Below are 26,867 nucleotides of genomic sequence, written 5' to 3' on the forward strand. Positions count from 1 at the left end.
GAGATCATAACACTTTAAAAAAAAAAAATTATTAGCGCATGGTAAGTTTTTTGTTAACATATGCTAATATTCTTTTCAGTTTAAGGATTCGATAACAAAATGATATCTGGTTTTAATATTCAAAAAATAAGCCAGGATTTTCTCCTGGCTTTTGACAGTGGTATAAAATTCTACATTTTTTCCTAACGGTATCCGTTTCTTAAATTCCTATTTCTCCATATTCCTCGAGTATCAGCTCCCTGTGAACATAAAGTTTATTCTTACAATTTTTTAGTTTACCTGTGATTTTATACTTACTGATAATTCGAGATACCGTAACCCTTGAGGCACCGATAATTTCTCCTATCCGTTCGTGAGATAAGTTCACAGGCAGTTCAAACCAATCTCCATGTTTTTTACATTCGTAGGATTGTAGCATCGATACGAAAAAATTTATTAATCTTTCTTTCGGAGATAACAAAGAAGAAAATAGGTTGGCACCTTCAATAACACAGCGTAATCTGTTGTATAAAATGCTTATCACTGCAATTCTTGCCTCTAAGTTATCAGCCATTGACTCTATCAGGTCGGCCTTGGAAACCAGATAGATCTCACAATCTTCAATCGCTTTGACACTTGAATTAATTGGAAGCATATCAAATGCCTCACCTAACCCGAATACTCTTTTTGGACCAACCAGGCATGCAATTTTTGACTCTCCACGAAGATTGTTGACATAGTAAGCAACCCAGCCTTTGGCTAAAAAGTGCGCATTCTGCACCAACTCGCCTTCGTGCAGAATGGTCGTCCCTTTTTTATATGATACTTTAACTCCTTTACTCGTCGCATGACTTACAACGCTTTCAACAACTGGCGGATCCACCCACTGCAAGTACGTACAAGAATTCACTGTATACATACCGATTACCTCGTTATATCTTGGTCTAAGATATTATTGCGCTAGATTTGCCTCTAACAGAAAGTCCATCGCTTTTCTACGTAAGCATTGGACATCTTGTATATTGTTTTCTCTTGACAGTTCTACGTTCTCTGCTTTCTCACGGTTCTGCAACCGGACTTTCTCATAGAGCATTTCTTTATCCGTAAGCTGAATTCCTTCTGCCTTGATCACTGCATCTAAAATTTTCTCTCCAAGAATTCTTTTTGAAGCTTCTTCCTTACACTCGTTCAGCAGCTCATCAGATGACAGCTTCCTTTGGATTAAGTAAACAATGAGTTCCATGTTGTAAACGGCCTTAAGCTCCTCAACAAACTTTCGATACAAATCCTCCGCTGCTTCGACTAATATTTCCTGCTCGAATTCATATTTGCAGTTTTCAGCTATTGCCCCAATTACTTTACTCATATTAGCGATTTGTGCTTTATTTACTTTTTCCTGAAGAATTTTATCCTTTAATATGATTTCAAATTCCTGCAACGTTTCTACCTGCGGATCAATTTCCCGGACAATATCGTCAGTTAATTCCGGCTCTTTAATACGATATACTTTTACAATCTCGACCGAAAAAGTGATTTGTTTTCCCCATAAGGCTTGGTATTCCAGTAAATCAGGCAGTACCGTCGTTTGAAATATCACCGTTTCGCCCGTCTTCTTACCAAGCAGGTTGGTGGAGAATTCCTCTATAAAGTTTTCATCACCCACTCTGAACTTAAAGCCCCTGTCCCTTGATTTTGGGACTATCTTGCCATTCTCCGTTCCTTCAAAATTTACGATGACATAATCTCCGGTTTCAATCGGTTTATCATTTTTTTCGACCTGGATTTCGTCCAAAGATTTCTTAACATAATTAAGCGCTTCATTAAGTTCTTCTTCTTTGACGGAGACATCAAAACGATCGACGTTTAATCCTTTGTATTGTCCAAGTTGGAATTGTTTCATCTCGTTTCTAACGTCCATGTTGACTGCCATTTTAGACTTCCTCCCCTTCCGGAAATTTTTAACGGTCTGCCCGGATAATGCCGACTGATTGTAGCATTACGATGATGTGAGCTGCTCCGAGTATCAGTATTGAGGCAATAAATAACAGATCTTTTATTTTCAGGCTTTGTCGCTTTTCCATTGGTTCCATATTCGGTTCCATCTTTGATTGCATATTCGATTCCACATTTGTTTCCATACTTTCACCCCGTTATTCCGCCAACGATTGAGTAAGTTGAGTATAAAGCCGACTGGACAGAAGAATTGACAATAAAACCGGCTGATAAACAGACTGATGAAAATAAATACCGGCAGCATTAACCACATGACCCATACGGCTTTAAACAGGAAGAATGCACTAAACGGCTGGTAATCCAATGTCCCATAGTCTCCTAGGAAGGTTCCAAGCATGATGGCCACCCATAGGATGGTCGGCGCAGCCAGCTTCAATTTCTTGGTGACTTGCGGGGAAATCCCCAGGGATTTAAAACCTGCTGCTTTGTTAATAACTTCCTGGGCTGCTCCGAAAGGGCAAATCCATGCACAGTAAATGTTCTTTCCTAAGAGGACAATGAAGCCCAAAGTTCCACCAATAAGCACGTACCATCCCAAATTGGTCAACCCGGGTATTTGCAGCGTTATTAAGGAGAACAAATTGCTGGCTGCTACGAATTTTTTTACGAAAAATCCCATGATACCAAAGCTTGCTAAGAGTATCCAAATCCTCAGCCGCACGAGTTTCTTGATGAAAGCTGTAGCGAGCGCGATGATATAGATCATCATCATCGCCAAATCCTGCCGATTAAATTGATAACCGTCATAGGGATTGCTCCAGCGCGTATTGAAGCATTTGGATGCGATATACGCAGTTCCTTTGTTGACAGCCTCGGCTACAGCATGAGACGATACGGTGGAACCGGTTACCCGGTCAATGTAGTTATTGGTTTGTCTTTCATTCAGATAACCGGAATATCCTGAGGCCCCTCCCAGATAAACAGGCTCTTTGACGGAGAGATTCTTAAATTGATCAAACAGTTTTCTGGTATAAAGTCTCTCAAAAAAGATGGGAGTCTCTCCCTGCTGGGTGATAATCACTTTTTCCACCAAACCTTCTTGGTTGACGATGGTCATGGCTTCGATGCGGGATTGATATCCTACTGCGGAGTCACAGACGGCATAATATTTCTTCCCTGCAGCATCAACTTGATAAGCACGTTGGGCCCCGATCATTTTCTCGATAGATGTGACACCAGGAATATTCTGCTGAATAACCGCCTCGTAATCAATGGTTTTACTCGTCCAAAGAATACCGTAAAAGATCGCCGCTATCGCAGTTATAAATAGTACAGCCAAATAGTAGGTTTCCGGATTCTGCCTTTTCCCTTCCACATCTTCATCCTCATCTTATGTGTTTTTTGGACCATATGTTTGATAGGTACGGACACGCAAGCCACCTAATACAACATAAGTGGCTGCGTGTCTAAAACCAATCACGTTATTTTAATTTTTTCCTAAATTGTGTTAGCTTCACCTTTTTTTATGGTCGTCTTAGAGGAACGATTTACCAGCCTATAGGTAATAATGGCCGGAATCAACGCTACACCGCCAAAGAAAAGAAAGCCCATAGCAACTGCTTGATATTCCCCTTCAACAAAACTGGCGTAACCCCAAGCCAAAGAAAATACCAAGAAAAAGTTTGCACAAAAACCGCCAAGTTGAAAACCAATCGTATTCTTTTCTTTGCTCTTCAAATACCGCCAAATGCCGTATTGAATTAAAAGCAATAATATGCCGAAACTCATCCAAGTCAGGACATCTACAATCGTCATCATGATGAATTACACCTCCAATTATTTTATCGGCTCCATGTTATTCCAGAAATCATTAACCTTGTTCTTAACATACCCGGACTCGATCCGTTCTTCGGGGTCTACCGGGCCGTTGTAGCCAAACCATTCATCAAACTTACGCGCCGCATCTTGAACCAAGGGAACTTGGGTAGCGATTCTGGCAATATCATGATTCCATTGCCCGATCTTATTCCAAGAACATACTGCTATACATACTCCGCAATCATTGCCGTTATAAGCCCAGAATGAATTACAACGGTGAGCGTCAACTTCCCATTTTAATGTGTAAGGAACCTCAGACGGGCCACAATCCTCCGGTTGCAAGACCTTTGCTTCTTTCTCGTGAGAAATGGCTTGAGCCGGGCAACCGTCCGCGCATTTCTTACATAAGCGGCAGAACTCACGCACCCCGAAACTTTTTGGCTTGTCAGGAATTAGTTCCAAATCTGTATAGACTTTGGCGATACGCGCCCGAGGACCGAATTTCTGAGTAATAAGCAACCCGTTTCTTCCGGCCTCTCCGAGACCGGCTTGGACTGCAATCGGAATGCTCATCCCTGTGTCGTTTCCTGATGGGATCGCGTTGTACCCCAGATCCCTTAAAAAAGTTGCAAGCTTGATGGTCATCTCTCCCATCTTTGAGTAGGCCATACCCGGTCCAGCACTCTGAAGGATCGATGGTGCAGTACGAAAAGCCTCGTAATTCATTTCAAACGCTACAGCAATCACGTATTTTGGCTTAAAGCCGGCATATCTTTCCCAATCCGCATCAAACTTATTCAGTCCGAAGACTTCCGCTCCCTCATTATTAAGTACTTTATCAAGGTTATACGGAACGTACACAGTCCTGCCATTAGGTAGTTTGAACGGCTTGTGTTTTGGTCTGCACCAGTTGGCGTAGGTCCAGCGGTCATCATAGGGTGCAATGCCTACAAGATCCGCCCCCAGATGGATTGCTGCTCTTTTAATATATTTTGTGGCTTCCTCGGCAGAGCTGAATTTCCATTGTCTTCCCTCATTCCGTCTTGCCTCTGCTAAGCTATTATCCCAGTTATAAATTCCCTGGACAGCTACCGGTTCTTTCGCCACTTCATTCGTTTCGGGGTTAATGGGGTACTGATAAGATATTCCAGACGGGCCACTGCCTATCGCCGTAAATCCGCTGTACGACAGTTCCACGGCCCAGGCAGCGAAAGCCAAAGCCACATCTATTTGACGCCACCCTTCTTCTCCATCGCGCAATGGTGGAACAGTGCCATCATGCTGGGCAATAACCCTAACCTCTGTCTCAGAAACGGTTGCCCGCCGGTCTTTTATTCCAAGTGCTTCAGCGTTAAGCTTTGGAAGGTCTTTCCCCGTGTCTTTTTTTCCCGTGATTGTAGAAACATCTTCGTTCACAAATTTGATCGGCGTCTTGTTTTCTTCGGGATCAAACGCCTTGATATAGTAGATCTTGTCACCCGGCAACCGTTGATACTTTTCATCCACTGTATAAGGAAAATCTGATGTTTCTTTAATAGGCGCCACGATGTCTGCCGCCTCAGCAACTAAAGGATTAAATGTTTCCTTTGCCACCGCAGCCGTTGCGACAGCGGCAGCGACGGTGCCCATGAGTGAAGCTTTTAAGAAACTTCGTCTGTCTAAGTTGTTTCCCATGTAAGTATCTCCTCCTAAATGGTATTAATATTTCAGTTGTATTTTACTTCAGCTACAATGATTGACTATATCTGGAGATACAATTATAAAAATATTTTCCATTAATATTTTCTTATTAATAATGGCAAACCTTAAAGAAGATTTTTGCTTTATTTTTTACACATACTAAATTTCTCTAAAACATTTCATGTTAAAATATTACGTGAACAAGCCATGGAAGAAGGTCTCCTCCCGTAATGGAATAAAAATTTAAGCGACGGGTTAAAAACCCGTCGCCTAGAGCGCCTTGTTCTATTACGAAGAAATATTTTTAATGAGCAGGAGGAGCTGCTGGGGCCGGAGCCGGAGCCGGAGGGATACTGGCAGGTATCTTATAAAGTTCCGGCCACTCCAACCACCACTTGTACTTCTCGATTTGTTCAGTGCCATAGCCGAACATATCGTCAATTGACTTGAGGAGCTTTGAATTGGCTTGCCCTCTGCTTCCAATCCACATCCCAGCTTCATGGAACCAAGAATCTTCCTTGGAGTTCCAGGGACAGACTTTCATGCAGCGTCCGCAGGAAGAACCTTCTTCATTGGATACACGGAATTCCGTGCATTTTTTCATGTCGCTGTTCCAACGTAAGTAACCGTTATATTCAATTGGGTCTTTGTCATGCGTGATGGCTTTGGATGGACATTCATCCGCGCATTTTCCACATACTCTGCAGAAATCCAACATACCAAAATCGATTGGTTTATTGGGAAGCAGTGGCAAATCTGTGGTAACAGCCGCTACTTTAAGGCGGAATCCGAGCCGGGGATGGGCTGCACAGTCTCCTGTTCTGGTTAATTCCCCCAGCCCTGCCGCCAATATTAGAGGTGGCATAACGGCCATATAGTTTCTTGCGTGGTGAGCTCTGGCATTATAGCCGAGGCTTCTGATATATTTTGCTATTATAACCGCAATATTGCCCGTAGCATGATAGCTGCGCATAGATTGAGACGCACTGACTCCATCATAGCCAGTCGATCCCAACATGGTCTCCAGGTGTTGGTCAACCATTACGACGATTACATAGGGATAACGTTGTGTTACTGGATAAACACATTCTTCTACCGGTAGGTAAGCTAAGTCCTTTGTGGGATAAACTTTATGAGAATAGTAAGCATAAGGAGGCATTTCTCCAATGCCCACCTCATCAGCTCTCAGAAAATAGGCAAGGTCTCTAATATGCTGGGACATTTGCTCCGGGTCTGGAATCGGTAATTTTTCAGGCGCCGGTTTGCCGTCCACTGCATCTTCTGTGCCAACAAAACCGAGAGTCGCACTTATTGCTCCTCCCTGAGGATGTTTAGGAACGAAATTATAAACTCCTCTATGGGCTCTATCACTAATTAGCCCCCTCCGGGCCAAATTAAACCCCATATCAGCCTCATTGGTATTTTTTACAGTCCCAACAAGCTTAGATGTCCCTAACCATTGATCATTATTTTCCGCAAACGTAACGCTAGCTCCGCCATAGTTATGCTCGGGATGAAGTTTCGACCATTGCCCTTTGGCCGGGGCTAAGTAGTTAACACTACTTGGAACAGCAGCATTCGCCAATTTTGCCGGAGCCTTGATCGCTCCTATGACCCCCATTGCTGTTGCGGCCATTCCAGCTTTCAGAAAATTGCGGCGGTTCATTTCTAATCTTTGTTTTTGATCGGTTTTTTCTACCATTGTTATAACCTCCTTTCTAAGCTTGTGCAGCATTGCTTGCTTTTTTTACGCCGATAAAACCTAACAGACGAGCCAAAACAACCGCAAGTACTACAGAAATCCCTAGGAATAAAAATATTGCCGTACTTGTTGCTTTGACGTGGCCAACGCTGGCATTAATGTAAACAAAGGAAATACCAGTCCAAGTAATGGCATACCATAGTACAAATAAGCTCCAGTTGAGAACCGTTTTCCACATTAATTCACGCTTGGCACGGGGTTTAATGAAAATAATTCCGCCTAAAAATAACACGCCGGCAATAAAAATTAAAAATGTGCTCATATTTTTCACCTCCTTCCAGTTAATGAAGTAGACTTTGTTCATACAAGTACATTATACAAAACAACAAGCAAATGAAGCTTTAAACCGGTTTAAAACTTCATTTGCTTGTTGTTTAAATAATTAAAAATTATCGCAATTATTTTATAATTTTTTCATTTGTCGCTTCTAAAATATGTGTTTCATGTGTCAATATATTAAGCTTTGCCAAATTACGGATAATTATTTTGTTTTTCTTTTTTTCCAAGATATTCTGCCTTCTTAACCATCCCAATACTTTAGACACTGTTACATAGTGCGTCCCCGTAATTTCCGATATATCTTTCATGGATAGATCAATATTAATCTCTATACAATCGTCTACTTCGATACCACTGGTGAGGCAAAGTTTATAAAGCAACCTTACAACTCTGACAGTAGGATTAAAATAATCCATCTCTGTCACTTGTTTAATATAGTAGTTTATTTTGGATTGATAGCTCTTAAGAACATCAATAGCTACATCGTCATCTGCCCGAAAAATTTGTCTGATTTGCCGCTCGGAGAAAAAACAAACTCGGCTGTCTTCTGTGGCAACAGCATAGATTTCACTTAACTCTGTGAATAAAAGAGCCAGTATACAGTGCTGCCCAGCAAAATACAATAATTTTTCCCGTTCATCCTCAAAAAATGTACTGATTCTAAGTCTTCCATAAATTACATAACCTAGAGTCAGCATTTTATCTCCCGGAAAAACAACTGTACTTCCTTTCGGATAAGTTTTTACAGACCCCAAATGCGTATACTTTGCCAGTTTCTCAATTGGAAAGAATGTATCGGGAACCACTACATTTAATTTTTCAAGGTCTTCTTTCATACCCTTCTTCCCCCCGTCATTTTTTCAACCGCCGGGCAATATGTTGGTCGCAATATGCTGTTTAAATTTCATCTCCCCTTTGCTCACTTTATTTTGTATGAAATGTTTAAAATGTTTGCATACATTAAATATTTTTCTGAATATTTCATGATAGACTGAATGAGTAAAAGAATAAAGTTAAGTCTTTTCCTATTTTAAGAATGTACTATAGCGCATATATTATACAATATTAACTTTTTTTATTGTTTAATTCGCGTTAAAGTTTCTATGCAATCCATAATGCTGCCGTTCAATTTTTTTGACATGGTTTACGTTACTTAACAATTCCATTACTGCACCTATTCTCAATTATGCAGGGTGAACAAAAGACAACCGGGATCAAACCCGATTGTCTTTTTAATTTTCCCTTATTTTCTTTGTTTTAAAAGAGCGCTAGGAAAGTTACATAGGCAAAGATCATTTCCTGTCCGATATCCCAGCTCATAGCCATTGCAGGATCTTTGTCTGCGAGTTCCGGATGCTCTTTAACGATATCACTCCAAGAGATCAACAATTGTTCTTCCACCGTGAAGCACCTCCTATTAATAAATACCATACTCCATGACAAATTTGTTTACGGCAATAATGTTTTCTGCTTTAGCATCCTGCGGCGCGATAAGTTCTTTATCGGTACCAAAAATGTATCCTCCGCCAGGTGCCAGATTATCCAATAATTCTTTTGCTTTGGCAATACATTCTTCCTTGGTGCCATATTGCAGTAAAGTCGCCGGGAAAAGTCCGATAAGACACATGGTATCTTGGAGCTTTTGTTTCATTTCTTTGGGATCTCCGTGTTCGAACCAGCCCATTGTTTTCTTAGCCGGAAGTTCTTGAAGATGATTGTAAAAACGTGACCAATCGCCTTCGTAGAACGGTATTACATAGACATTATGGGCAGCAAAAAATTCCATGATCATTTTAAACGACGGCCAGTAATACTTGTCGAAGTCCGCTACTTTCAGCATAGTAGGTAAATGCAGCGGTAAAAGAAGGACTTTCGGGTTTGGGCTCGGCGGTGCCATGTGCACCTGACCCATGCCAAGCCTGATGACCAACGGTGTGAACGCTTGGATAGCCTCGGCAAATTCTGCCGGACGACGGTGAATGTCCCCGAATGCTCCTTTAATGCCCCTGAAGAAATCCGCAATCCAATCCATTGGGTGTAAAATAATGCCGTCAAATAGCACGGGCATTCCTTGCGCGGCAAGCGAACCCTTAATGGCTCCCTTTTGGGCGCCAAACATCCCAAACTTCATGGCGCCTTTGGCAAATGCTAAATCCCTCATCGGTGAATCCTTAGCCAGCTCGGCGTATTTTCGCGGCAACACCTTCTCTACCAAGAACCTGAACGGATCTTTGCTGAATTCCGGATATTCATCATCTTTCATTATCTGGGCAGATTCGTCGGAATACTGGACGATATTGCTGTCACTTAAGTAGTGAAATGCCTTACTTCCCAACGCCTGATAAACGCCGCCGGGTCTGGCAAAAGGCTGATGAAGCATATCCATCGGAATATCATTCGCCATCTTCAGCATTGCTTTACCGCATTTATCCATGTCCCAATTCGTCTCAGAATCAGTATATCCTCCATAGTAAGCACCCCAAGTCCCATAAGTACCTAGCACTGGGACGCGATCCGCTTGTTCCAACCTTAAAGTTTTGAAGACACGGTCCAAACGTTCTTGATAGGTATTCATTACTTCACTCATTGATCAACCCACCCATCCTTGGCATATTTTTACACCTTCAGCAGCGTTTGTCGAGAAGGCGTCGGCTCCTATGCTTTTACAAACAACCTCATTAACCGGTACTCCGCCGATAATCACCTTGACTGAACTTCTGAAGCCTGCTTCATTAAGCGCATCAACCGTTTCCTTCATACTATCCAGCGCCAAAGTCAATACGCCGCTTAATCCCACAATATCAGGGTTAACCTCTTTAACCTTGTCCACGATCTGGCTGACCGGAACATTAATCCCCAGGTCGATTACCTCAAAATTTGCGGCTTCAACCATTGATCTGAATATATTTTTGCCTATGTCATGAAGATCTCCAAAAACTGTAGCCAGGACAATTTTTCCGCCTTTTGCTGAGGAACCTGCACTTAAAGCCGGTTTGAGCTTGTCCATTACACTTTGCAACACTTCCCCGGCGAAGACCAGGTCTCCGATAAAGTACTCGCCCGAATCATAACGTTCACCTACCAGCGTCATACCTTGCTGACAGGCTTTAACAACTTCTTGAGCTGCGGCATTGTCGTCTTTGCTTAGTACTTCATCAATAGCCTTGTTTAACACGTCTTCGTCCAAATCGGACATCGCTTGAGTCAGGACTTTCAAATCCACCACTTCAAATCATCCTCCTTAAATTTTTTTGTTTAGTTCTGTAATTCTGAAATAATTTTATTATTCCATTAACTCGTCTATACAAGTAAAGATATCATTTGCAAAAAACATATGAATTAGTGGGCGATAATTTATTCATAGGTCTTTTGATTTTTTCCAATGATAATCGTTAAGTCTCCCCTTTATGATTAAACAAAACGGGGCCGTTGCAAACGAATTAAGATAATTCGCTAGCAACGGCCCCGTTTTGTTTAGTCTTCCTTATTCTCTTTGTTTTAAAAGAGCGCCAGGAAAGTTACATAGGCAAAAATCATTTCCTGCCCGATATCCCAATTCATTCCCATTGCGGGATCTTTGTCTGCGAGTTCCGGATGCTCTTTAACGATATCACTCCAAGAGATCAACAATTGTTCTTCCACTGTGAAGCACCTCCTATTTATAAATCCCATACTCCATGACAAATTTATTTACGGCGATAATGTTTTCCGCCTTACCATCCGCTGGTGCAAGAAGTTCCTTATCGGTACCAAAAATGTATCCTCCGCCTGCCATACCATCGATTAATTCTTTTGTTTTGGCAATACATTCTTCCTTGGTCCCATATTGCAGCAGAGTTGCTGGGAAAAGTCCGATGACGCACATGGTGTCTTTGAGTTTATCTTTTATCTCTTTAGGATCGCCATGTTCGAACCAGCCCCCTGTTTTCTTGGCCGGCAATTCTTGAAGATGATTGTAATAACGTGACCAATCGCCTTCGTAGAACGGTATGACATAGACATTATGGGCAGCGAAAAATTCCATGATCATTTTAAACGACGGCCAGTAATACTTGTCGAAGTCCGCTACTTTCAGCATCGTAGGTAAATGCAGCGGAAAAAGAAGAACTTTGGGGTTTGGTTTCGGTGGCCCCATGTGCACCTGGCCCATGCCAAGCCTGATCACCAACGGGGTAAACGCCTGGATAGCCTCGGCCAATTCCGCCGGACGACGGCGAATATCCATGAATACGCCTTTAATGCCCCGGAAGAAATCAGCAATCCAATCCATTGGGTGTAAGATAATGCCGTCAAATAACAAGGGCATTCCGTGCTGCGCGGCAAGTGAACCCTCAATGGCCCCCTTTTGGCCGCCATACATTCCAAACTTCATGGCGCCTTTGGCAAATGCTAAATCCTTCATCGGAGAATCCTTGGCCAGTTCGGCGTATTTTCGCGGCAAGACCTTCTCTACCAAAAACCTGAACGGATCTTTGATAAATTCCGGGTATTCATCCTCATTCATTATTTTGGCAGACTCGTCAGAATACTGGACAATATTACTGTCACTTAAATAGTGAAACGCATTGCTCCCCAACGCCTGATAAACACCACCGGGCCTGTTATAGATCATATGAATCATATCTACTGAAAGCTCATCTGCCACTTTCATTAGGGCTTTACCGCATTTATCCGTATCCCAATTGGTTTCTGCATCGGTATACCCTGCAAAGTAAGAACTCCAAGTCCCGTAAGTAGCCAGCACCGGAACGCGGTCTGCTTGTTCCAATCTTAAGGTTTTAAAAACACGGTCCAAACGCTCTTGATAGAGGTTCATAGCTTCACTCATTGATCAACCCACCCATCTCTGGCATATTTTTACGCCTTCAGCGGCATTTGTCGAAAAAGCATCGGCCCCTATGCTTTTACAGACATTTTCATTAACGGGTACTCCGCCGATAATAACCTTGACTGAATTTCTAAGGCCTGCTTCATTAAGCGCATTAACTGTTTCTTTCATACTATCCAACGCCAAGGTGAGTACGCCGCTTAATCCTACAATATCAGGGTTAACCTCTTTTACCTTGTCCACGATCTGGTTAGCCGAAACATTGATTCCGAGGTCGATTACCTCGAAACCTGCGGCTTCAACCATGGATCTGAAAATATTTTTGCCTATGTCATGAAGATCTCCGAAAACTGTGGCCAGAACAATTTTTCCGCCTTTTGCTGAGGATCCTGCAATTAAAGCTGGTTTGAGCTTGTCCATGACACTTTGCAACACTTCCCCGGCGAAGACCAAGTCTCCGATAAAGTACTCACCCGAATCATAGCGTTCACCTACAAGCGTCATACCTTGCTGACAGGCTTTAACAACTTCTTGGGCTTCAGCGGCATTGTCGTCTTTGCTTAGTACTTCATCAATAGCCTTGTTTAACACGTCTTCGTCCAAATCGGACATGGCTTGAGTCAGGACTTTCAAATCCACCACTTCAAATCATCCTCCTTTAAATTTTTCTTTCATACCGATTGTGCTTGCGGTTCTTAGCCTGGAACAATATCCTCATTCCATTCTTTTGTCTATACAAGTAAATATATCATATGCTAATAATATGTATCATAGTCAGGGCTAAATCTTTGTTCATATTTTTTAAATTTTCAGTTATATTTGCTCCATGATAATTTTACCGACTCTCTTCGCCATAGCCATTATCGTAAGTATGGGCGGGTTGCCCAAAGACTTAGGAAATAGCGTTGCATCGGCAACGTACAGGTTTTTAGGAAGCTTGGGATTGTGAAAGGTTTCCGCTTCCTGTCTTGTGAGCGGCAGCATGCCGCCGGGATGCCCGGCATTGATCGTTCCAAGGAAAATATTGTCCTTTCTTATATCATACCTGTTCAGTATCTCCTTGCAGATCCCGACTCCCTCCTGCAGTCTTTCTTTATCAATACCAGTAAGTGTTTTATTGATTTTTTTGTTATCAACACTTCCGGCATTTGAATCCGCCAGCTTGATCATCAGGGCCAAGGTATCCGAGGCAGGATACCGCCAGCTTTTATTAAAGAAAAAACTTAGATAATCAAAATACGGGGACAAGATATAATGTTCCCGCTGTACAGCAAAGGGCATGGAAAGCTCCTTGTTCTGAAGGCTTCCCTTATACTCGGCAGCTACGCAGAGGATCGGATCAACAAACAATCTACTTTCGCATTCAATTCCCGAATTCTGAAGGATTACAGGGGTAGAAAAACCGCCTGCCGCTAGGATGACAATATCAGCCGGATAGAATACGGAATTCATGCCTTTTTGCGCCTGCACTCCCTTGACGGAACCCTTTTCTGTAACTACCTTGGAGACCTTACAGCCTATAACCAGTTCCGTTCCTGAATCCTGTGCGGCCTTCAGAAATTGACGGCTGTCCCACTTCACGCCGTACCGGCAGCCCAAGACACATCTTCCGCAGTTGGTACAGCGCTCATAATCTCCAAGCTTTGGTAAAGGTTGGGGATTCAGATCCATTTCTTTGCATATTTCAAACAATTCCTTAGTGGTATCCCGCCATTTATTCTGATGATTATTTGTAACGGGAATCTCCCGATAAAGCTCCTCGAATTCATCATCCAGATCAATTCCAAGCTCCTTAAGCCCTTTGTCCATACGAAGCGCATTTCCGGCAGAAAGCGTGGTAGTCCCACCCAGGCCGGTCCCGCTGACCATAACCATGCCATCTTCGGTTTTATGGACTTTCATGGACGGAAACAGCAGCTGTATTTCCCTTTCATCAAAGAACAGTCCGGTTTTCTTAAGCTTTTCCAAGGCAGGCCAACTAGAAGAGAAAGGCTTAAATTCTCTGCCTGTCTCCAAGACAGTTACCTGAAATTTCTCCTGCAGCTTCTTGGCGGCGGCTGCTCCGCCCGCACCGCTGCCGACTACAATCGCTTTTTTCATTTCAACTCTCCCTGCTGAAATATCCTTTACAGCAGCTGCCGCCCTCAGTGATTCTTTGCTTAAAGTACAGCCTGTCACCGCCTGAAAGTCCTGCCGCCAGTCCTTCATCCAGTGAAGAAATAAGCTTGCAGACTTCTGCTGAATAATATTTACTGAAAAAGCACTGCTTAATGCTAAATTCGCCCTGCCTGTCATATTGAAAATCGATGCCGATAAGCTTATAAATAACCGTAAGTACCGTGACAGCTTCTTTCCAGGTTATAATATGAAGGCTTTTTCTTAAGCCTTGTCCAAAAATATAAGAATTTTGATACAACCGCTGTTTCAGTTCTTCAAGAGGGCGTCCACTCTGTAAATAGCTCTCGGCTTGTTCCTTGGTAAATATAGCATATTCCGACAAGCACTCGGTAAAAGAAAGCCCCTTATGCTCCGACAGCTCACATTGGAAGGCATCAGCCGTCAAGCGGAATAATTCATTCAGCTTTTTCTTTTTGATAAATTCAGGCATACGGAGCTGCATCATTTTCTGTAGCATCATTAGACCCCTGTTTTTTTCATTTTCATAAGGATTACGGCTGCAATACCTATGCATCCGTCAATCACAAAGTTGGTAAGATATATTAGGTAATGCTGGTGCATCAGGAATAGATAAATTGAAAGAACCGAAGATGCCAGTTTGCCATGAGCCAATAAGAACGGATAAATCTTCTGCTGCGGATAGCGGTACATCAGAATTGCAAGCACCGTTACAAGATACATGTAAGCCGAAGCCAGCGTTAGATAAAAGCCGCTACCTTGTACCGGAGACTGGGGCAATCCGAAATAAAATGAAAACCTGTTGAAAAAAATCAAGGCCGAGTCGGGGAAAAATAGAAAAATGAACCCTATAACGGCAAATATTACTGCTGCGGTAAGACTGAACAGTTTATACAATCTCACACCTATACCCCCATCTTATATTGCTCGCTATTTGTTGTTCACTATTTATTGCTCGCTATTCATTGCATCTAAGCAACTGTTCCTATCACTTTATCGTATCTGGTACAATCGTGAGAACTTGGACAGCGGGCTAAACCGGGCTTCCTTCATCATCTCCAAGGTATCCTCTTTGCTTAAAGGATACTTTCCCTGATAATATTTTTTCAGCAATTCATAGTTTTTGTTCATAAAACAGCAGCTCTCTGACGGAAAATGCGCTTTCATCTCTGAAAAAATGGCTTGCACCGGCTTATTCCGTACATTACCAAAGGTCATGGGCGTAAACACACAGGGGCTTACCTCCCCAAACGCATCAATATAGACCATTTTATGGCCTGCATTACAGCCGAAGTGCTCTCCCCCCTCAAAATGTCCAAGATAATTAACCGTGATTTTTCCCTCTTTATTGTATTTGTCCTGCAAGCTGACCAGGCTTAAGCGTTCCTCTTCGGTAATGACTGCAGCTTTGTTCCAGAATGTCTCTGACGTCGGCTTGGTTTCACTTAGCCAGGCTTCATGGATATCAAGGCTGATCAGGAACTCAAGAAATTCCTTCACCTGATTTTTCTGAAGCATCTCTCTGGATATAACCGCTGATACACTGACATGGACACCTATATTTTTAAATATATCTATCGCCTTGAGTGCCTTCTGATAAGCCCCAACGCAACCCCGGATCCGGTCATGTTCTTCTTTTTCCCAATGGTCCAGGCTGATTGAGACATACATAAGGCCTGCTTGCTTAAGCTCCGCTGCCAGCTGTTCCGTAATACCCATGCCTGTGGTAAACAGCTTTATGGCACAATCATTTCCGACACTTTTTACAATCTCAACGATATCTTTGTTCAAAAGCGGTTCCCCACCGGTAAAGCCCAGCCAAAAAACGCCCATCTTCTTCAGTTCCTGGATGAGCTGCTTGATTTCAGCCGTACTTAGAAGCTCCCCGCTTCTATTCTTGTTGTAACAATATCGGCAATTCTGTGGGCAGACATTAGTCAAGCCGATTTGAGCGTGGGAGGGTCCCTCTGTCCTTGCCAGCAGATGCTCATTGATGAAGCGGGTAAAGGCTTTGCTGTTTACCGAAGGCAGATGCGAATGAATGATCAGCTGCCCGCCTATATTCAACAAATTGAACTTTCCCATATATCTAGTCAGGAACCAATTAATCGAAGGTTTTACCCTAATGATCTGCGGGTTTGACAACAATGCTTTGATCAGGGCAATTTGATTCTTAAATTTAGCCATGTGTTAATACCTCATCATTCACTTTATCTTTTGGCCCACTGACAAGCAATTCCGCTAATTCGTCTAATTCTGAAATACAATTCATCATAATTATTACACATATCAGCAGAATAGTCTGTATCAGTAAGTGATGACTTGGACTATTTGTATTAGATTCCCTCTTCCACAAGCTAATTAACTCAATCCCTTAAATGTTTTCAGTTTTGGATAGAAATTCCTCCAATGCTTCACTAATATCAATATTCATGCGTTCAGTCAAAATAATCAGCCACCATATGCATTCGCCAAGTTTATGTTCCAGTTCGGATACAGTCTCCCCATTTGTCGGCCAACGCCCCTGTTGAGACATTGTCAGACGGACCACCAAATCGGTATCTGTCAAAAAAGTTAAGGCATCTTCTTCTACTGTCAATTCTTTTTCATGGTACTGCCTAAGCGCAAAGCATCTCAAAACTCTGCTTAGTGAATATATCGGCAAATATTACAATCCCGCTAATACACATCAGGGCATTGAGTGCCAGACCCCTGTTCGGTCAATGGAATGGCCTATTTCTTCCGTTATCGGTTTTGATTTTTGATCCGGTTCTCGGAGGGTTGTATCACAACTTCAAGAAGCAGGCAGCTTGATTTATCGTACAACAAATTGTATTGGTTCAACTGGATCATTTTTTTGAAGGCTACAAGGTGTTACAACAGGTACATTGTTGCCAGCAGGCCCGTAAGAGTCATAACGATAGCGTATGGCAGAGCCAGCTTTACCATTTCCAGGTAAGACAGGCGAATCAGCGGTGCAAGTGCAGAAGTCAAGATGAACAGAAACGCCGCCTGACCGTTTGGTGTGGCAACTGAAGGGATATTTGTACCCATATTAATGGCAACTGCCAGCTTGTTATACTGCTCCAGCGCAATACCTCCGGCTTTAAATGCCTGCTGTGTTTCAGTCATATATACCGTGGCAACAAAAACGTTGTCACTGATTGCCGAAAGGACGCCGTTGGCCGTAAAAAAAGCGGCAAGCTGATTCTGTCCTTCGATGTTCAATACCCATTGAATAATCGGCGTAAACAAATGCTGATCATGAATAACCGCAACGACGGCGAAAAATACGACCAGCAGCGCAGTAAACGGCAGCGCTTCTTCAAACGCATGACCGATGCGCTTTTCTTCAGTAACCCCGTTGAAGGCTGTAAGCAGGATAATAATCATCAGACCAATAATACCTACTTCCGCCAGGTGCAGTGCCAGGGAGAAGATCAGCACAACACCGCACAAAGCCATAACAATCAGGCGCACACGTCCGCGCATATTCCTGGCAGTATCTTTGACTTTTACATCATCTTCCATAACCTTTCGCACAGACTCAGGAAGCTGGTAGCCGTACCCCCAGAACTTAGTAACTTCAAGGATAATGGTAGTCAGAAGACCAACGATCAATACCGGGATAGACACAGGGGCACATTGTATAAAGAAATCTACGAAGTCCCATTGCATAATGGAGCCAATTAAGAGGTTCTGCGGTTCACCAACCAGTGTTATTGCTCCGCCCAGCGCAGTGCCCACAGCGCCATGCATCAGAAGATTACGCAGAAAACCACGGAACTCGTTCAGGTCCTCATGATGTTTTTCATCAACACTATGGTCGTGATTAATGTCATACGTTTCGTATACTTTTTCGCTGGAAGCAAACTTGTGGAAGATGCAATAGAAACCATAGGCCACGGCGATAATCACTGCGGTTACGGTCAGCGCGTCCAAAAACGCGGAAAGAACCGCACCTAGAACAGCGAACAGGAATGAAAGCGCGACTTTAGAGTGTACTTTAGTAAGGAGCTTGGAAAACAGGTACACAAGACCTTCTTTCATAAAATAGATCCCGGCAACCATGAACATCAGAAGAAGAATAACCGGCAGGTTCATTTCAACCTCGTGATAGACCATATGAGGGTTAGTAAGTCCGAGCACAACGGCTTCAATCGCCAGAAGCCCACCGGCAGGAAGCGGATAACATTTTAACGCCATTGCCAAGGTAAAAATAAATTCGACAATCAACACCCACCCGGTAACGTACATACCGGCGGTAACCATCAAAATTGGGTTTAACACCAAAAAAGCAAGAATTGTTCTTTTGTACCAGTCCGGAGCGTGACCCAGAAAATTTGCTCTGAATGCTTGTCCGATGCCCATTTGTTTCATATGTACTATCCTCCTAAGTGAAAATAAGATATAAAAAGAGAGCAATCCAAAATGGAACTACTCCCCCCCAGAAGTTCAAATTACTTGCAGCCTGGCAGTCATAGCAACTTACAAGCAGCCTTAGACCCATAGCTTTAGCGTCCTTCACTTTCATGAAGTTTGCACCAACCTGTACAACTATATATTGTTATTTTTGCTTAAGCTTTTATATTATAACAAAAAATTATTCTTTTGAATACCCAGTAGTATCCACTTTATGCTGAAGTGTCCAGGTATTTATCTTAAGTATTTTGCTTTTTAATATAATCCTTTAGCAAATCAGGCTATCTCTTATCCTTTGGAACATGGAACTGATTTTCATAAGCTTTACATTGACCAATTATTAATCCTGTACCATACATTTCTTCATTTTCCCAATAAAAATATCAATACAAGAAATATATCAACTAGGCACCTTCCCGCAGTGTCCATATCTTGCTGATATTAATCAACGTATAATGCGGCAAACTTTCAATAGATTTACTATTCCATTTTTTCTTCTCCACCTTCTTAAATCTGATATAAATCAAAACAATACAGATTACCTCTCGTTCTTCATCAATCCAATTACAAAAAGAATTTCATTCTCCTGTCTATAATGAGGTGTGTAACAAAACTTGTTGCCCGTTTATTTGTCGCCCTACATTCATTATGAAAATAGCCTAAAATGAACACCCTCATTCCACTATTATGGTAAATCGAGGGTGCTCTTATATGGTTATATTATACACTTTCGATTTTTTACTTTAAGTTTTAATATAGCCTCATTTGCATAGATGAGCCTACTTCGCCAATCTGCTTTTTTCTGTAAAAATATTTTTTATAATTGGCGAACTAAATAATAACCTTAGATTTACTTAAGCCAACCGTCAACAATATCCTTATTCTCATTTATCCACTTTCTAGCTGCATCCTCTGGTTTCATTCCTTCATTGATTAAGCCTTCAAGACTGCCGATCTGAGCATCCGACATCTTAAATTTTTTCAGCATGGCAGCAGCTTCGGCTTGTTTCCCGCTGAAGTCTTTATTGGCCAGGATGTGAATCTCTTCTGCTTCTCCAAATTCTTTCTTTGGGTCATTCAGATATTTCAGATCATATTTAGCAAACATCCAATGCGGACTCCAGCCAGTGATCGCAATCCATTCATTCTTGCTATACGCTTTGTCCATGGCCGCCATCATAGCCGGCTCGCTGCCTTGCACAACTTCAAAACCCAATCCGTAGGTCTCATTCGCCCTTGATGATGCTTTCATGATTCCGGCGCCGGGATCGATTCCAATAATTCTATTATTGAATTTTGCTGCTTCATCTTTCATTTGGTCGATAGAATCAATGGTGACATATTTGGGTACGACAATACCGATCTTAGCCGGTTCCTGATACCAGATGCCGTAGTCTTCCAAATTATCCTTGTATTCCTTCCAATAGGTTTCGTGGGTAATTGGCAGCCATGCATCCATAAAGACATTAATATCTCCTTTACTTAAGCCCACAAAGAGAGGAGCAACATCAAGTTGGGTGAGTTCTACCCTATAGCCTTCATCCTCCAGAATCACCTTCCAGAGATTGCTTATTGCGATACACTCAGCCCAATTGACATAACCTATCTTGACAGTCCCTTTATCTTTACTGGTATCGCCGTTTGACTGCTGCTGGGTACTTGAACATCCGGCGGTAAAGCTTAAGACCAGTACTGTAACTAATGCTAGAATGAGTAATTTCTGCCACCCTTTGTAATTTTGATTCATTTTTTTATTTTCCTCCTTATTCTTTATTATTATCATTCGTTCTTATCGAACGTCCGATCCCTTGAGAAAGTCTGTCCAAAATAATGGCCATAATCACCACGGCGACGCCATATTCAAATCCCATCCCTATCTTGAGCTGCCCAATAGCTTCTAAGACGCCTGCACCTAGTCCGCCGGCGCCGATCATGGCTGCAATAACCACCATGGATAAAGAAAGCATCATCGTCTGGTTGATACCGGCCATGATTGTAGGTAAAGCCACTGGAAATTGAATTTTCCATAAAAGTTGTCTCGGGGTAGAACCAAAAGCCGCTCCTACCTCCACCAGTTCCAGCGGAACCTGGCGGATGCCGAGGTCAGTGAGCCTGATTGCTGGCGGCATAGCAAAGATTACGGTAGCAAACACCGCCGGCACTTTCCCAATGCCGAAGAACAGCAAAGCCGGAATAAGATAGACAAAAGAAGGCATCGTTTGCATAATGTCTAAAATTGGTGAAATCACATAATGGGCCCTATTGTTTCTTCCCGCAAAAATCCCCAACGGTAAACCGATAATAATGGAAACAACAGCCGATATGATAACCAGAATAAGCGTATCCAGGAAAGATGGCCATAGCTTCAAATTATAGATTAAAAACAGACCGATAACTGTCCCGAGTGCAAGCTTCCAACCGTTGGCTTTCCATGCTAAAACAGCAAAGATGAGAATAATAACCCACCAGGGAATAACCGCCAACAAGTGCCCAAAAGCAAATATCCCTTTATTAAAAGCATCGGAAAAAACATCCAGGTTGTCACCAAAGTTCGTTTGCAGCCATTTAACTCCCTGATCAACGAGCGCGGCTAAAGGGAACTTAGTCATTGTCTTCACCTCGTTTATGGGAAGCAAGCGCCGCGAGGACAGACCCCCGAACGATGATTCCAATCAATTTGTTTTCCTCATTGACCACTGCCATAGGGAGTTTGCTCTCCGCAATCACACCCAAAGTCTCCTGGACAGGTGTATTCTCATTAACAACAGGACCCTGGGCGAGTTCTATTTCATGCAAACTGGAAATCCCGGCATTCCTAGCTTCAACAGCTATATCTACTGTAATAATACCTTTATAATTTTTCTCCTTGTCCACAACAAATACACTGGATATCCCATGTTCCTTCATAATCCTCAGCGCAACACCAGGGCCGTCACGCATCGTTATGAGCGGTTGCGGTTTCTTCATCACGTCCCTGGCAGTAAGGATCTTACTCCGATCCACCCCTCTGACAAATTTGGCGACATAATCATCAGCCGGATTCGTGGTAATCTCTTCAGGGGTTCCTACCTGAACTAAAGCACCATCCCTTAGAAAGGCAATTCTATCTCCCAGCTTAAGTGCTTCGTTTAAATCGTGGGTAATGAAAACAATAGTCTTGTTCATCTTTTGCTGAAGACTTAAAAGCTCATCCTGCATCTCTTCCCTAATCAAAGGATCAAGTGCACTAAAAGCCTCATCCATGAGAAGAATATCGGCATCATTGGTTAAAGCCCTGGCTAATCCAACCCGTTGTTTCATCCCCCCGCTCAACTGAGCAGGATATTTCTCTTCCCAGCCTTTAAGACCGACGAGTTCCAATGTTATTATGGCTTTAGCTTCTCTGTCCTTTTTCGCAACTCCCTGAACTTCCAGCCCATACACCGTATTTTGGAGAACCGTACGATGAGGAAGTAACGCAAACTGCTGAAAAACCATGGCTGTTTTTTCCTGGCGAATCTTACGCAGCTCTCTTTCTTTCAACTTGGTTATATTTACTCCATCAATAACGATTGAACCGGAACTTGGTTCAATCAGCCGATTCAGACAACGCAGAATCGTCGATTTCCCGCTCCCGGAAAGTCCCATCACTACAAATATTTCACCCTGCGTAACTGTGAAACTAACCTTGTTAATTCCTACTGTCTGTCCTGTTTCTTTAAGTATTTCGTCTTTACTTTTTCCCTCCGCCAATAAATTTAAAGCCTTTTGGGGATGGGGATCAAATATCTTAATTAAGTCTGTTACGACGATCTTCTCTCGAGTCACTTAGCATACTTCCTCCAGTAATATTTTTACCCAAATATTCATATCTTCAAAACCGCCGCAAATATGGCAGTTGTTGATTAGTCTACCCCGATACATATATCCCAGCTTGCTTAAAGACCTGTTGATTCCAAGATTGTTAGCTCTTGAAAGGCTATATGCTGTAGCAAATCCATTGCGTTTCAAGTGTGTTTCCAGTTGGAATATCAATTCGCTTAATATGTTTCTGCCTCTATACTTTGGATAAGTGGCGCAATCAGTTATTTCAGCGTTCATGTGTTGTTTGTCAAGATCCGCCGAAGCAATACTGATAATTTTCCCTTCTTCTTCCGCTACCATATACAAAATATGATCCTGCATGACTTTTTGAAGATACTCTCTGCTGAAAATAGGTGTTGGATAGGTTTCAAATGCCGTTTGAAAAAGCTGAATTATCTGGGGAATATCGTCCGGCACGGCCTGCCTCATCGTAAAGTTTTTATTCTTAGTCAGCTCGAATTTATTGGTATTCTTAACGCAATAATCGATAATTCTGTTTTCTTTCTCCTCATAGAGTGAATTTTTGCGCTTCGTATCAAGAAAAAGGGACATACAAGTTGCATCCTCTCCCTGAAAAAAACCGTCGATAACCCCCTCTGCTACAAACCCGCATTCCTCAAAGATACTAAGATCTTGTTTATAACAATTCGCAATAATCTTACCCAAATTTTCTTTTTTGGAATAATCAATAATCTCTTTGATTATCAACTCAGACAAAAGAGAATGACTCAATATTTTAAGCCTTTTATTGCGATAATCCACGTACATGTCCACACCCGAAAAGTTTGTATAGAAATTTTTACATTCGTCTTGATCTATATTCATGGAAGTCCTCCCTCTTGTTAAGTCTTACGTTTGTACTTGGAATCAAGCACACTTGTTCATCTCTGTATAACTTTTCTAATCCCCGGTATTCTTTATTCTTGAATTTACCGCACGTGCCGCATTTTCGGCACTGGTGCGTTTTATCCCGAGGCTCGCTATACGTGCAAATTACACCTTCATAATTTCTAAGAATGACCTTTTCAGGGGAATATGAAATCAAGTATTGTGGATTGACCGGGATCTTCCCCCCGCCTCCAGGCGCATCTACTACAAACTGTGGAATAGCTAACCCTGATGTATGTCCACGCATCATTTCTATGATTTCAATCCCCACAGAAACCGGAGTTCTAAAATGTTCAATTCCTTCTGAAAGGTCACACTGATAAAGGTAATATGGTCTGATTCTCGAGCTTACCAGTTTCTGAACCAAATCACGCATTATATAGGGGCAATCGTTAATGTCTTTTAAAAGTACAGACTGGTTACCAATAGGTATTCCGGCATCAGCCAATTTTTCGCATGCTACCTTGGATTCAACTGTCAGTTCCCTGGGGTGGTTAAAGTGAGTATTCAGCCAAATTGGATGATATTTTTTCAGCATTTTGCAGAGCGTATCGGTAATTCTCTGAGGCATGACAACCGGTGTTCTTGTGCCTATCCGTATTATTTCCACATGTTTGATTTCTCGTATTGATCTTATAATTGCTTCCAGCCTTTCATCAGAGAGGCATAAGGCATCTCCACCCGACAAAAGCACATCCCTGACTTCTTTATGCACTTTAATATAATTGATTGCCCGATTGATATTATCAAGGGAAAGTGCCTTATCCTCATAACCGGCAAATCGTCTTCTGGTACAGTGACGGCAGTACATTGAACACTGATCAGTAATAAGCAAAAGCACCCTATCAGGATATCTGTGCGTAAGACCGGGAATTGGCGAGTCAGCTGTTTCATGCAGCGGGTCACTACTATCAAACTTGGATATTTTGGTTTCATGAATCGTTGGAATTGCTTGCCGTCTTGCCGGGCAATGTTCGTCATTTGGATCCATAAGTGTAGAATAGTAGGGCGTTATTGCCATACGTAATTTTTTTAGACTTACCGCCACTCCCTGACGCTCATCCTGGGTAAGGTTGACTACTTGTTCCAATTGATCAATTCTTGTGATTCTGTTGGAAATCTGCCACTTCCAGTCCTGCCACTGTTCTTCTGTTACATTTTTATATAAGGGTATATCCCTATAATTTCTTTGCATATTATTTAATTCCCCCTTCAGATTCTTAATTGAGGATTGCCTCCTCAATATTTAAGGTATATAAAACAAAAAGCTGCAGAGAAGTATCTGCAGCATATGCCAAAAATATAAACCTAAACTAAAGGTGTAATTAAGCATATCAATCACCTTCTCTTCCAACGCTTACGAGATTAGCTGACGGATTCGGGTCGAAAGAGCTAACCCTACCAAAGCACCCGCTTTGGATTCACCCCTATTGTTTGGGTCTCCCGTTCCATATGGATTCAGCGTTTAAATCTATTCAGTTATTTGTTGTCTTAAAAAGAATAAATAGAGGCGGATAGCTATACCAATATTTGGTAGCCTCCCACCCCAGAGCCCGCTTCTCTTGAAAATGGTAATAACCATTCCAACCGAAACTAACCTTATTAAATTTAACAATGTCTCTTACATTCAGTTAAGTAAATCAAAGATGATTAACTTATTTATTAATATAACATAAGCCTAATCGCCTGTCAATTAAATATGCCAATATTTGGAGTAACACTTAAGCATCACGTAATCATTTAACATCTACTTGTCACGTTAAATACCGTTTATTGTTATGTTTGATTATTCGATATAGCAGGGTTTCAGATTAGTTTTGGTTGAGATAATGAGATTCGAACCCACGACCTTTTACATGTAAAGCAAGCGCTCCCCCAGCTGAGTTACATCTTTTATATTCAAGGTTTAATAACATAATTAATTTGTTGATATGTATTGATTATAAAAAAATGCTATTAAATTATCATCTTAATTCCTTTGGATTTCTTTTAAAATTATATTTTTGGGGTAACATTATCAAAATACCCAATGTCATCTATAAAACAGCCTAAAAAAAACCAGCCGAAAAACGCACTTTTCAGCCCGATTCTTGCTCCTTTTTTACACCAGAACCACTACATATAGTGTTGACATTCCTTATTTGTCCTTAGAACCACAATACGTCATCATTATTATCGTCTCAACGTGTGTTATGGCAATAAGATGATACTAATGTGCGAAATCATTGCATTTTAACAAGGGGATCGGGAGGCTTTGTTATAAACATTTTCGCAAATAACCGTTGAAACGCCAACCACATCATATAGTCATTTTAATAGAAGCCTTACCGCTTCTCGTTGTGTTGCAAAATGATTCCATTCAGTTCATTAAAGCTTTTTATCCTCAGCAAGGAACTAAGAAGCACAAGTAAAATTACCTGACCTGTACTATAAGTTTCTCTCTGATTTTAGCAGAAAGAGATTTCTGGTAAAAGCTTTAAAAACTCGAATTTGATATAATTTTGAAACCGATAGTAATACCAGTAAAATCAAGGGATTGAATGCAATAAAGTAATATGCTGCTGAAAACCTAAAAAATTTCAATTGCTGATTTTTCTTCCAATATAATCTTAGTTCCTATTAGCAATGAAAATGCGCCAAAAACGAAAAGCCAAGAGCCGGCAAAATTCCATAAAAGCGGTCGAAGATATCCTTTGGCTTTACCTGTTAACATTTGTAAGTTTGTCTGGTTCAATCTTACTGTTACGTTATAAGCAAAGATAAGAGTGGCTAAGGTTATGATTCCAAATGCAAATAAGGTTATTTGAATTGGAGAAGGAGTATAAGCAATTTCCCCTCCATTTTCTTTTTGAATTTCGATGTTTTCTTCTAAGATACTGGCTATAATTATCATAACTGAAGCAATGGCAAAGAGTACGCCACCCAATATTTGATTTTGAATTAATCTCAGAGTAGAAATCATTTAGTAATCACCTATTTTTGTTAATATCTTATGGAATAAGATGGAAGTATGATACTGTTAGATCAATTAATTTTATTATTTAATTCACTAACTCTTTGATCTTTTAGGCACTATAATAATCCCAGAAATCTCATGGAATCAGAGAATTCTTCGGAAAATCCATTTCATGCACAAAAATGCTTATGGACAAAACTCGATAAACTAACTTTGCTTGTAAAAAAGCGCTATTCAAACAAAAGGATATGATTATCTATTAAATGCGTCAATCTAAAGGTTGCTCACATGATGGCATACATATTTTTATCGCTTTTTAGTGA

The 26,867-nt window shown here is 41.6% G+C and carries 26 protein-coding genes, 2 riboswitches and 1 other annotated feature; all 26 genes read right to left on the reverse strand.

What is annotated here, in order from left to right; all coding sequences use genetic code 11:
• Positions 1-199 precede the first annotated feature (199 nt).
• The 26 genes from AAH944_RS09890 to AAH944_RS10015 all read right to left on the reverse strand — a co-directional run bounded on the left by AAH944_RS09890 (position 200) and on the right by AAH944_RS10015 (position 26,550).
• Entirely contained in the window at positions 200-898 is a 699-nt protein-coding gene (locus AAH944_RS09890) for a Crp/Fnr family transcriptional regulator (RefSeq protein WP_415534761.1), read from the reverse strand.
• A gap of 33 nt (positions 899-931) precedes the next feature.
• Positions 932-1,909, reverse strand: coding sequence for an FKBP-type peptidyl-prolyl cis-trans isomerase (locus tag AAH944_RS09895; RefSeq protein ID WP_415534762.1), 978 nt, complete (start codon positions 1,907-1,909; stop codon positions 932-934).
• A gap of 129 nt (positions 1,910-2,038) precedes the next feature.
• Positions 2,039-3,307, reverse strand: a complete 1,269-nt coding sequence (locus AAH944_RS09900; protein WP_415534763.1) for a 4Fe-4S binding protein — start codon at positions 3,305-3,307, stop codon at positions 2,039-2,041.
• A 122-nt stretch (positions 3,308-3,429) separates the two neighbouring features.
• Positions 3,430-3,747: a tetrachloroethene dehalogenase gene (locus AAH944_RS09905; protein ID WP_415537841.1), complete on the reverse strand. Its 318-nt coding sequence runs from the start codon at positions 3,745-3,747 to the stop codon at positions 3,430-3,432.
• Between the two features lie 21 nt (positions 3,748-3,768).
• Entirely contained in the window at positions 3,769-5,424 is a 1,656-nt protein-coding gene (locus AAH944_RS09910) for a reductive dehalogenase (RefSeq protein ID WP_415534764.1), read from the reverse strand.
• A gap of 310 nt (positions 5,425-5,734) precedes the next feature.
• Positions 5,735-7,132 carry a reductive dehalogenase gene (locus tag AAH944_RS09915; protein ID WP_415534765.1) on the reverse strand — a complete coding sequence of 466 codons (1,398 nt, stop codon included), beginning with the start codon at positions 7,130-7,132 and terminating at the stop codon, positions 5,735-5,737.
• A 16-nt stretch (positions 7,133-7,148) separates the two neighbouring features.
• A complete protein-coding gene (locus AAH944_RS09920) occupies positions 7,149-7,454 on the reverse strand; it encodes a dehalogenase (protein WP_415534766.1) in 306 nt (101 codons plus the stop codon).
• A 136-nt stretch (positions 7,455-7,590) separates the two neighbouring features.
• A complete protein-coding gene (locus AAH944_RS09925; protein ID WP_415534767.1) occupies positions 7,591-8,307 on the reverse strand; it encodes a Crp/Fnr family transcriptional regulator in 717 nt (238 codons plus the stop codon).
• 421 nt (positions 8,308-8,728) lie between these two features.
• Positions 8,729-8,872, reverse strand: a complete 144-nt coding sequence (locus AAH944_RS09930) for a hypothetical protein (RefSeq protein ID WP_020492679.1) — start codon at positions 8,870-8,872, stop codon at positions 8,729-8,731.
• Between the two features lie 16 nt (positions 8,873-8,888).
• A complete protein-coding gene (locus tag AAH944_RS09935; protein ID WP_415534768.1) occupies positions 8,889-10,058 on the reverse strand; it encodes a uroporphyrinogen decarboxylase family protein in 1,170 nt (389 codons plus the stop codon).
• Between the two features lie 3 nt (positions 10,059-10,061).
• On the reverse strand, positions 10,062-10,697 hold the full coding sequence (locus AAH944_RS09940; RefSeq protein WP_415534769.1) for a B12-binding domain-containing protein: 636 nt from the start codon (positions 10,695-10,697) through the stop codon (positions 10,062-10,064).
• Between the two features lie 272 nt (positions 10,698-10,969).
• On the reverse strand, positions 10,970-11,113 hold the full coding sequence (locus AAH944_RS09945) for a hypothetical protein (protein ID WP_015043201.1): 144 nt from the start codon (positions 11,111-11,113) through the stop codon (positions 10,970-10,972).
• 13 nt (positions 11,114-11,126) lie between these two features.
• Entirely contained in the window at positions 11,127-12,299 is a 1,173-nt protein-coding gene (locus tag AAH944_RS09950; protein WP_415534770.1) for a uroporphyrinogen decarboxylase family protein, read from the reverse strand.
• A gap of 3 nt (positions 12,300-12,302) precedes the next feature.
• Complete coding sequence (locus AAH944_RS09955; RefSeq protein ID WP_415534771.1) at positions 12,303-12,941, reverse strand: B12-binding domain-containing protein; 639 nt, start codon at positions 12,939-12,941, stop codon at positions 12,303-12,305.
• 171 nt (positions 12,942-13,112) lie between these two features.
• Positions 13,113-14,507, reverse strand: a complete 1,395-nt coding sequence (locus AAH944_RS09960; RefSeq protein WP_415534772.1) for a GMC family oxidoreductase N-terminal domain-containing protein — start codon at positions 14,505-14,507, stop codon at positions 13,113-13,115.
• Complete coding sequence (locus AAH944_RS09965; RefSeq protein ID WP_415534773.1) at positions 14,401-14,934, reverse strand: hypothetical protein; 534 nt, start codon at positions 14,932-14,934, stop codon at positions 14,401-14,403. The genes AAH944_RS09960 and AAH944_RS09965 overlap by 107 nt, the downstream gene beginning before the upstream one ends.
• 2 nt (positions 14,935-14,936) lie before the next feature.
• Entirely contained in the window at positions 14,937-15,338 is a 402-nt protein-coding gene (locus tag AAH944_RS09970) for a hypothetical protein (protein WP_415534774.1), read from the reverse strand.
• A gap of 90 nt (positions 15,339-15,428) precedes the next feature.
• Positions 15,429-16,622: a radical SAM/SPASM domain-containing protein gene (locus tag AAH944_RS09975; RefSeq protein WP_415534775.1), complete on the reverse strand. Its 1,194-nt coding sequence runs from the start codon at positions 16,620-16,622 to the stop codon at positions 15,429-15,431.
• A gap of 187 nt (positions 16,623-16,809) precedes the next feature.
• Positions 16,810-17,034, reverse strand: a complete 225-nt coding sequence (locus tag AAH944_RS09980; RefSeq protein WP_415534776.1) for a hypothetical protein — start codon at positions 17,032-17,034, stop codon at positions 16,810-16,812.
• A 275-nt stretch (positions 17,035-17,309) separates the two neighbouring features.
• Positions 17,310-18,815, reverse strand: coding sequence for a sodium/proton antiporter NhaB (gene nhaB / locus AAH944_RS09985; protein WP_415534777.1), 1,506 nt, complete (start codon positions 18,813-18,815; stop codon positions 17,310-17,312).
• A gap of 82 nt (positions 18,816-18,897) precedes the next feature.
• Positions 18,898-18,989, reverse strand: a riboswitch (cyclic di-GMP riboswitch).
• 718 nt (positions 18,990-19,707) lie between these two features.
• On the reverse strand, positions 19,708-20,604 hold the full coding sequence (locus AAH944_RS09990) for a glycine betaine ABC transporter substrate-binding protein (protein ID WP_415534778.1): 897 nt from the start codon (positions 20,602-20,604) through the stop codon (positions 19,708-19,710).
• Positions 20,605-20,620: 16 nt separating this feature from the next.
• On the reverse strand, positions 20,621-21,466 hold the full coding sequence (locus tag AAH944_RS09995; RefSeq protein ID WP_415534779.1) for an ABC transporter permease: 846 nt from the start codon (positions 21,464-21,466) through the stop codon (positions 20,621-20,623).
• On the reverse strand, positions 21,459-22,664 hold the full coding sequence (locus AAH944_RS10000; RefSeq protein ID WP_415534780.1) for a quaternary amine ABC transporter ATP-binding protein: 1,206 nt from the start codon (positions 22,662-22,664) through the stop codon (positions 21,459-21,461). The genes AAH944_RS09995 and AAH944_RS10000 overlap by 8 nt, the downstream gene beginning before the upstream one ends.
• Positions 22,665-23,525: a putative beta-lysine N-acetyltransferase gene (ablB, locus tag AAH944_RS10005; protein ID WP_415534781.1), complete on the reverse strand. Its 861-nt coding sequence runs from the start codon at positions 23,523-23,525 to the stop codon at positions 22,665-22,667. It abuts the gene before it with no gap.
• Entirely contained in the window at positions 23,500-24,783 is a 1,284-nt protein-coding gene (gene ablA / locus AAH944_RS10010) for a lysine 2,3-aminomutase (protein ID WP_415534782.1), read from the reverse strand. The genes ablB and ablA overlap by 26 nt, the downstream gene beginning before the upstream one ends.
• Before the next feature lie 143 nt (positions 24,784-24,926).
• Positions 24,927-25,062, reverse strand: a riboswitch (cyclic di-AMP (ydaO/yuaA leader).
• A 61-nt stretch (positions 25,063-25,123) separates the two neighbouring features.
• Positions 25,124-25,177 (reverse strand) — a sequence feature (sodium ion sensor (DUF1646 type); this cis-regulatory element may regulate processes involved in with the transportation of sodium ions).
• 980 nt (positions 25,178-26,157) lie between these two features.
• On the reverse strand, positions 26,158-26,550 hold the full coding sequence (locus AAH944_RS10015) for a hypothetical protein (protein WP_415534783.1): 393 nt from the start codon (positions 26,548-26,550) through the stop codon (positions 26,158-26,160).
• Positions 26,551-26,867: the final 317 nt, after the last annotated feature.

Origin of the sequence: Dehalobacter sp. CP, from assembly GCF_047652685.1 — a bacterium.
Lineage (GTDB): Bacteria > Bacillota > Desulfitobacteriia > Desulfitobacteriales > Syntrophobotulaceae > Dehalobacter.

Coding starts and splice junctions, on each gene's coding strand:
- AAH944_RS09890 (WP_415534761.1), bottom strand. CDS start 898: ATGTATACAGTGAATTCTTGTACGTACTTGCAGTGGGTGGATCCGCCA.
- AAH944_RS09895 (WP_415534762.1), bottom strand. CDS start 1,909: ATGGCAGTCAACATGGACGTTAGAAACGAGATGAAACAATTCCAACTT.
- AAH944_RS09905 (WP_415537841.1), bottom strand. CDS start 3,747: ATGACGATTGTAGATGTCCTGACTTGGATGAGTTTCGGCATATTATTG.
- AAH944_RS09910 (WP_415534764.1), bottom strand. CDS start 5,424: ATGGGAAACAACTTAGACAGACGAAGTTTCTTAAAAGCTTCACTCATG.
- AAH944_RS09915 (WP_415534765.1), bottom strand. CDS start 7,132: ATGGTAGAAAAAACCGATCAAAAACAAAGATTAGAAATGAACCGCCGC.
- AAH944_RS09920 (WP_415534766.1), bottom strand. CDS start 7,454: ATGAGCACATTTTTAATTTTTATTGCCGGCGTGTTATTTTTAGGCGGA.
- AAH944_RS09925 (WP_415534767.1), bottom strand. CDS start 8,307: ATGAAAGAAGACCTTGAAAAATTAAATGTAGTGGTTCCCGATACATTC.
- AAH944_RS09935 (WP_415534768.1), bottom strand. CDS start 10,058: ATGAGTGAAGTAATGAATACCTATCAAGAACGTTTGGACCGTGTCTTC.
- AAH944_RS09950 (WP_415534770.1), bottom strand. CDS start 12,299: ATGAGTGAAGCTATGAACCTCTATCAAGAGCGTTTGGACCGTGTTTTT.
- AAH944_RS09960 (WP_415534772.1), bottom strand. CDS start 14,507: ATGAAGGACTGGCGGCAGGACTTTCAGGCGGTGACAGGCTGTACTTTA.
- AAH944_RS09965 (WP_415534773.1), bottom strand. CDS start 14,934: ATGCTACAGAAAATGATGCAGCTCCGTATGCCTGAATTTATCAAAAAG.
- AAH944_RS09975 (WP_415534775.1), bottom strand. CDS start 16,622: ATGGCTAAATTTAAGAATCAAATTGCCCTGATCAAAGCATTGTTGTCA.
- nhaB (WP_415534777.1), bottom strand. CDS start 18,815: ATGAAACAAATGGGCATCGGACAAGCATTCAGAGCAAATTTTCTGGGT.
- AAH944_RS09990 (WP_415534778.1), bottom strand. CDS start 20,604: ATGAATCAAAATTACAAAGGGTGGCAGAAATTACTCATTCTAGCATTA.
- AAH944_RS09995 (WP_415534779.1), bottom strand. CDS start 21,466: ATGACTAAGTTCCCTTTAGCCGCGCTCGTTGATCAGGGAGTTAAATGG.
- ablB (WP_415534781.1), bottom strand. CDS start 23,525: ATGAATATAGATCAAGACGAATGTAAAAATTTCTATACAAACTTTTCG.
- ablA (WP_415534782.1), bottom strand. CDS start 24,783: ATGCAAAGAAATTATAGGGATATACCCTTATATAAAAATGTAACAGAA.
- AAH944_RS10015 (WP_415534783.1), bottom strand. CDS start 26,550: ATGATTTCTACTCTGAGATTAATTCAAAATCAAATATTGGGTGGCGTA.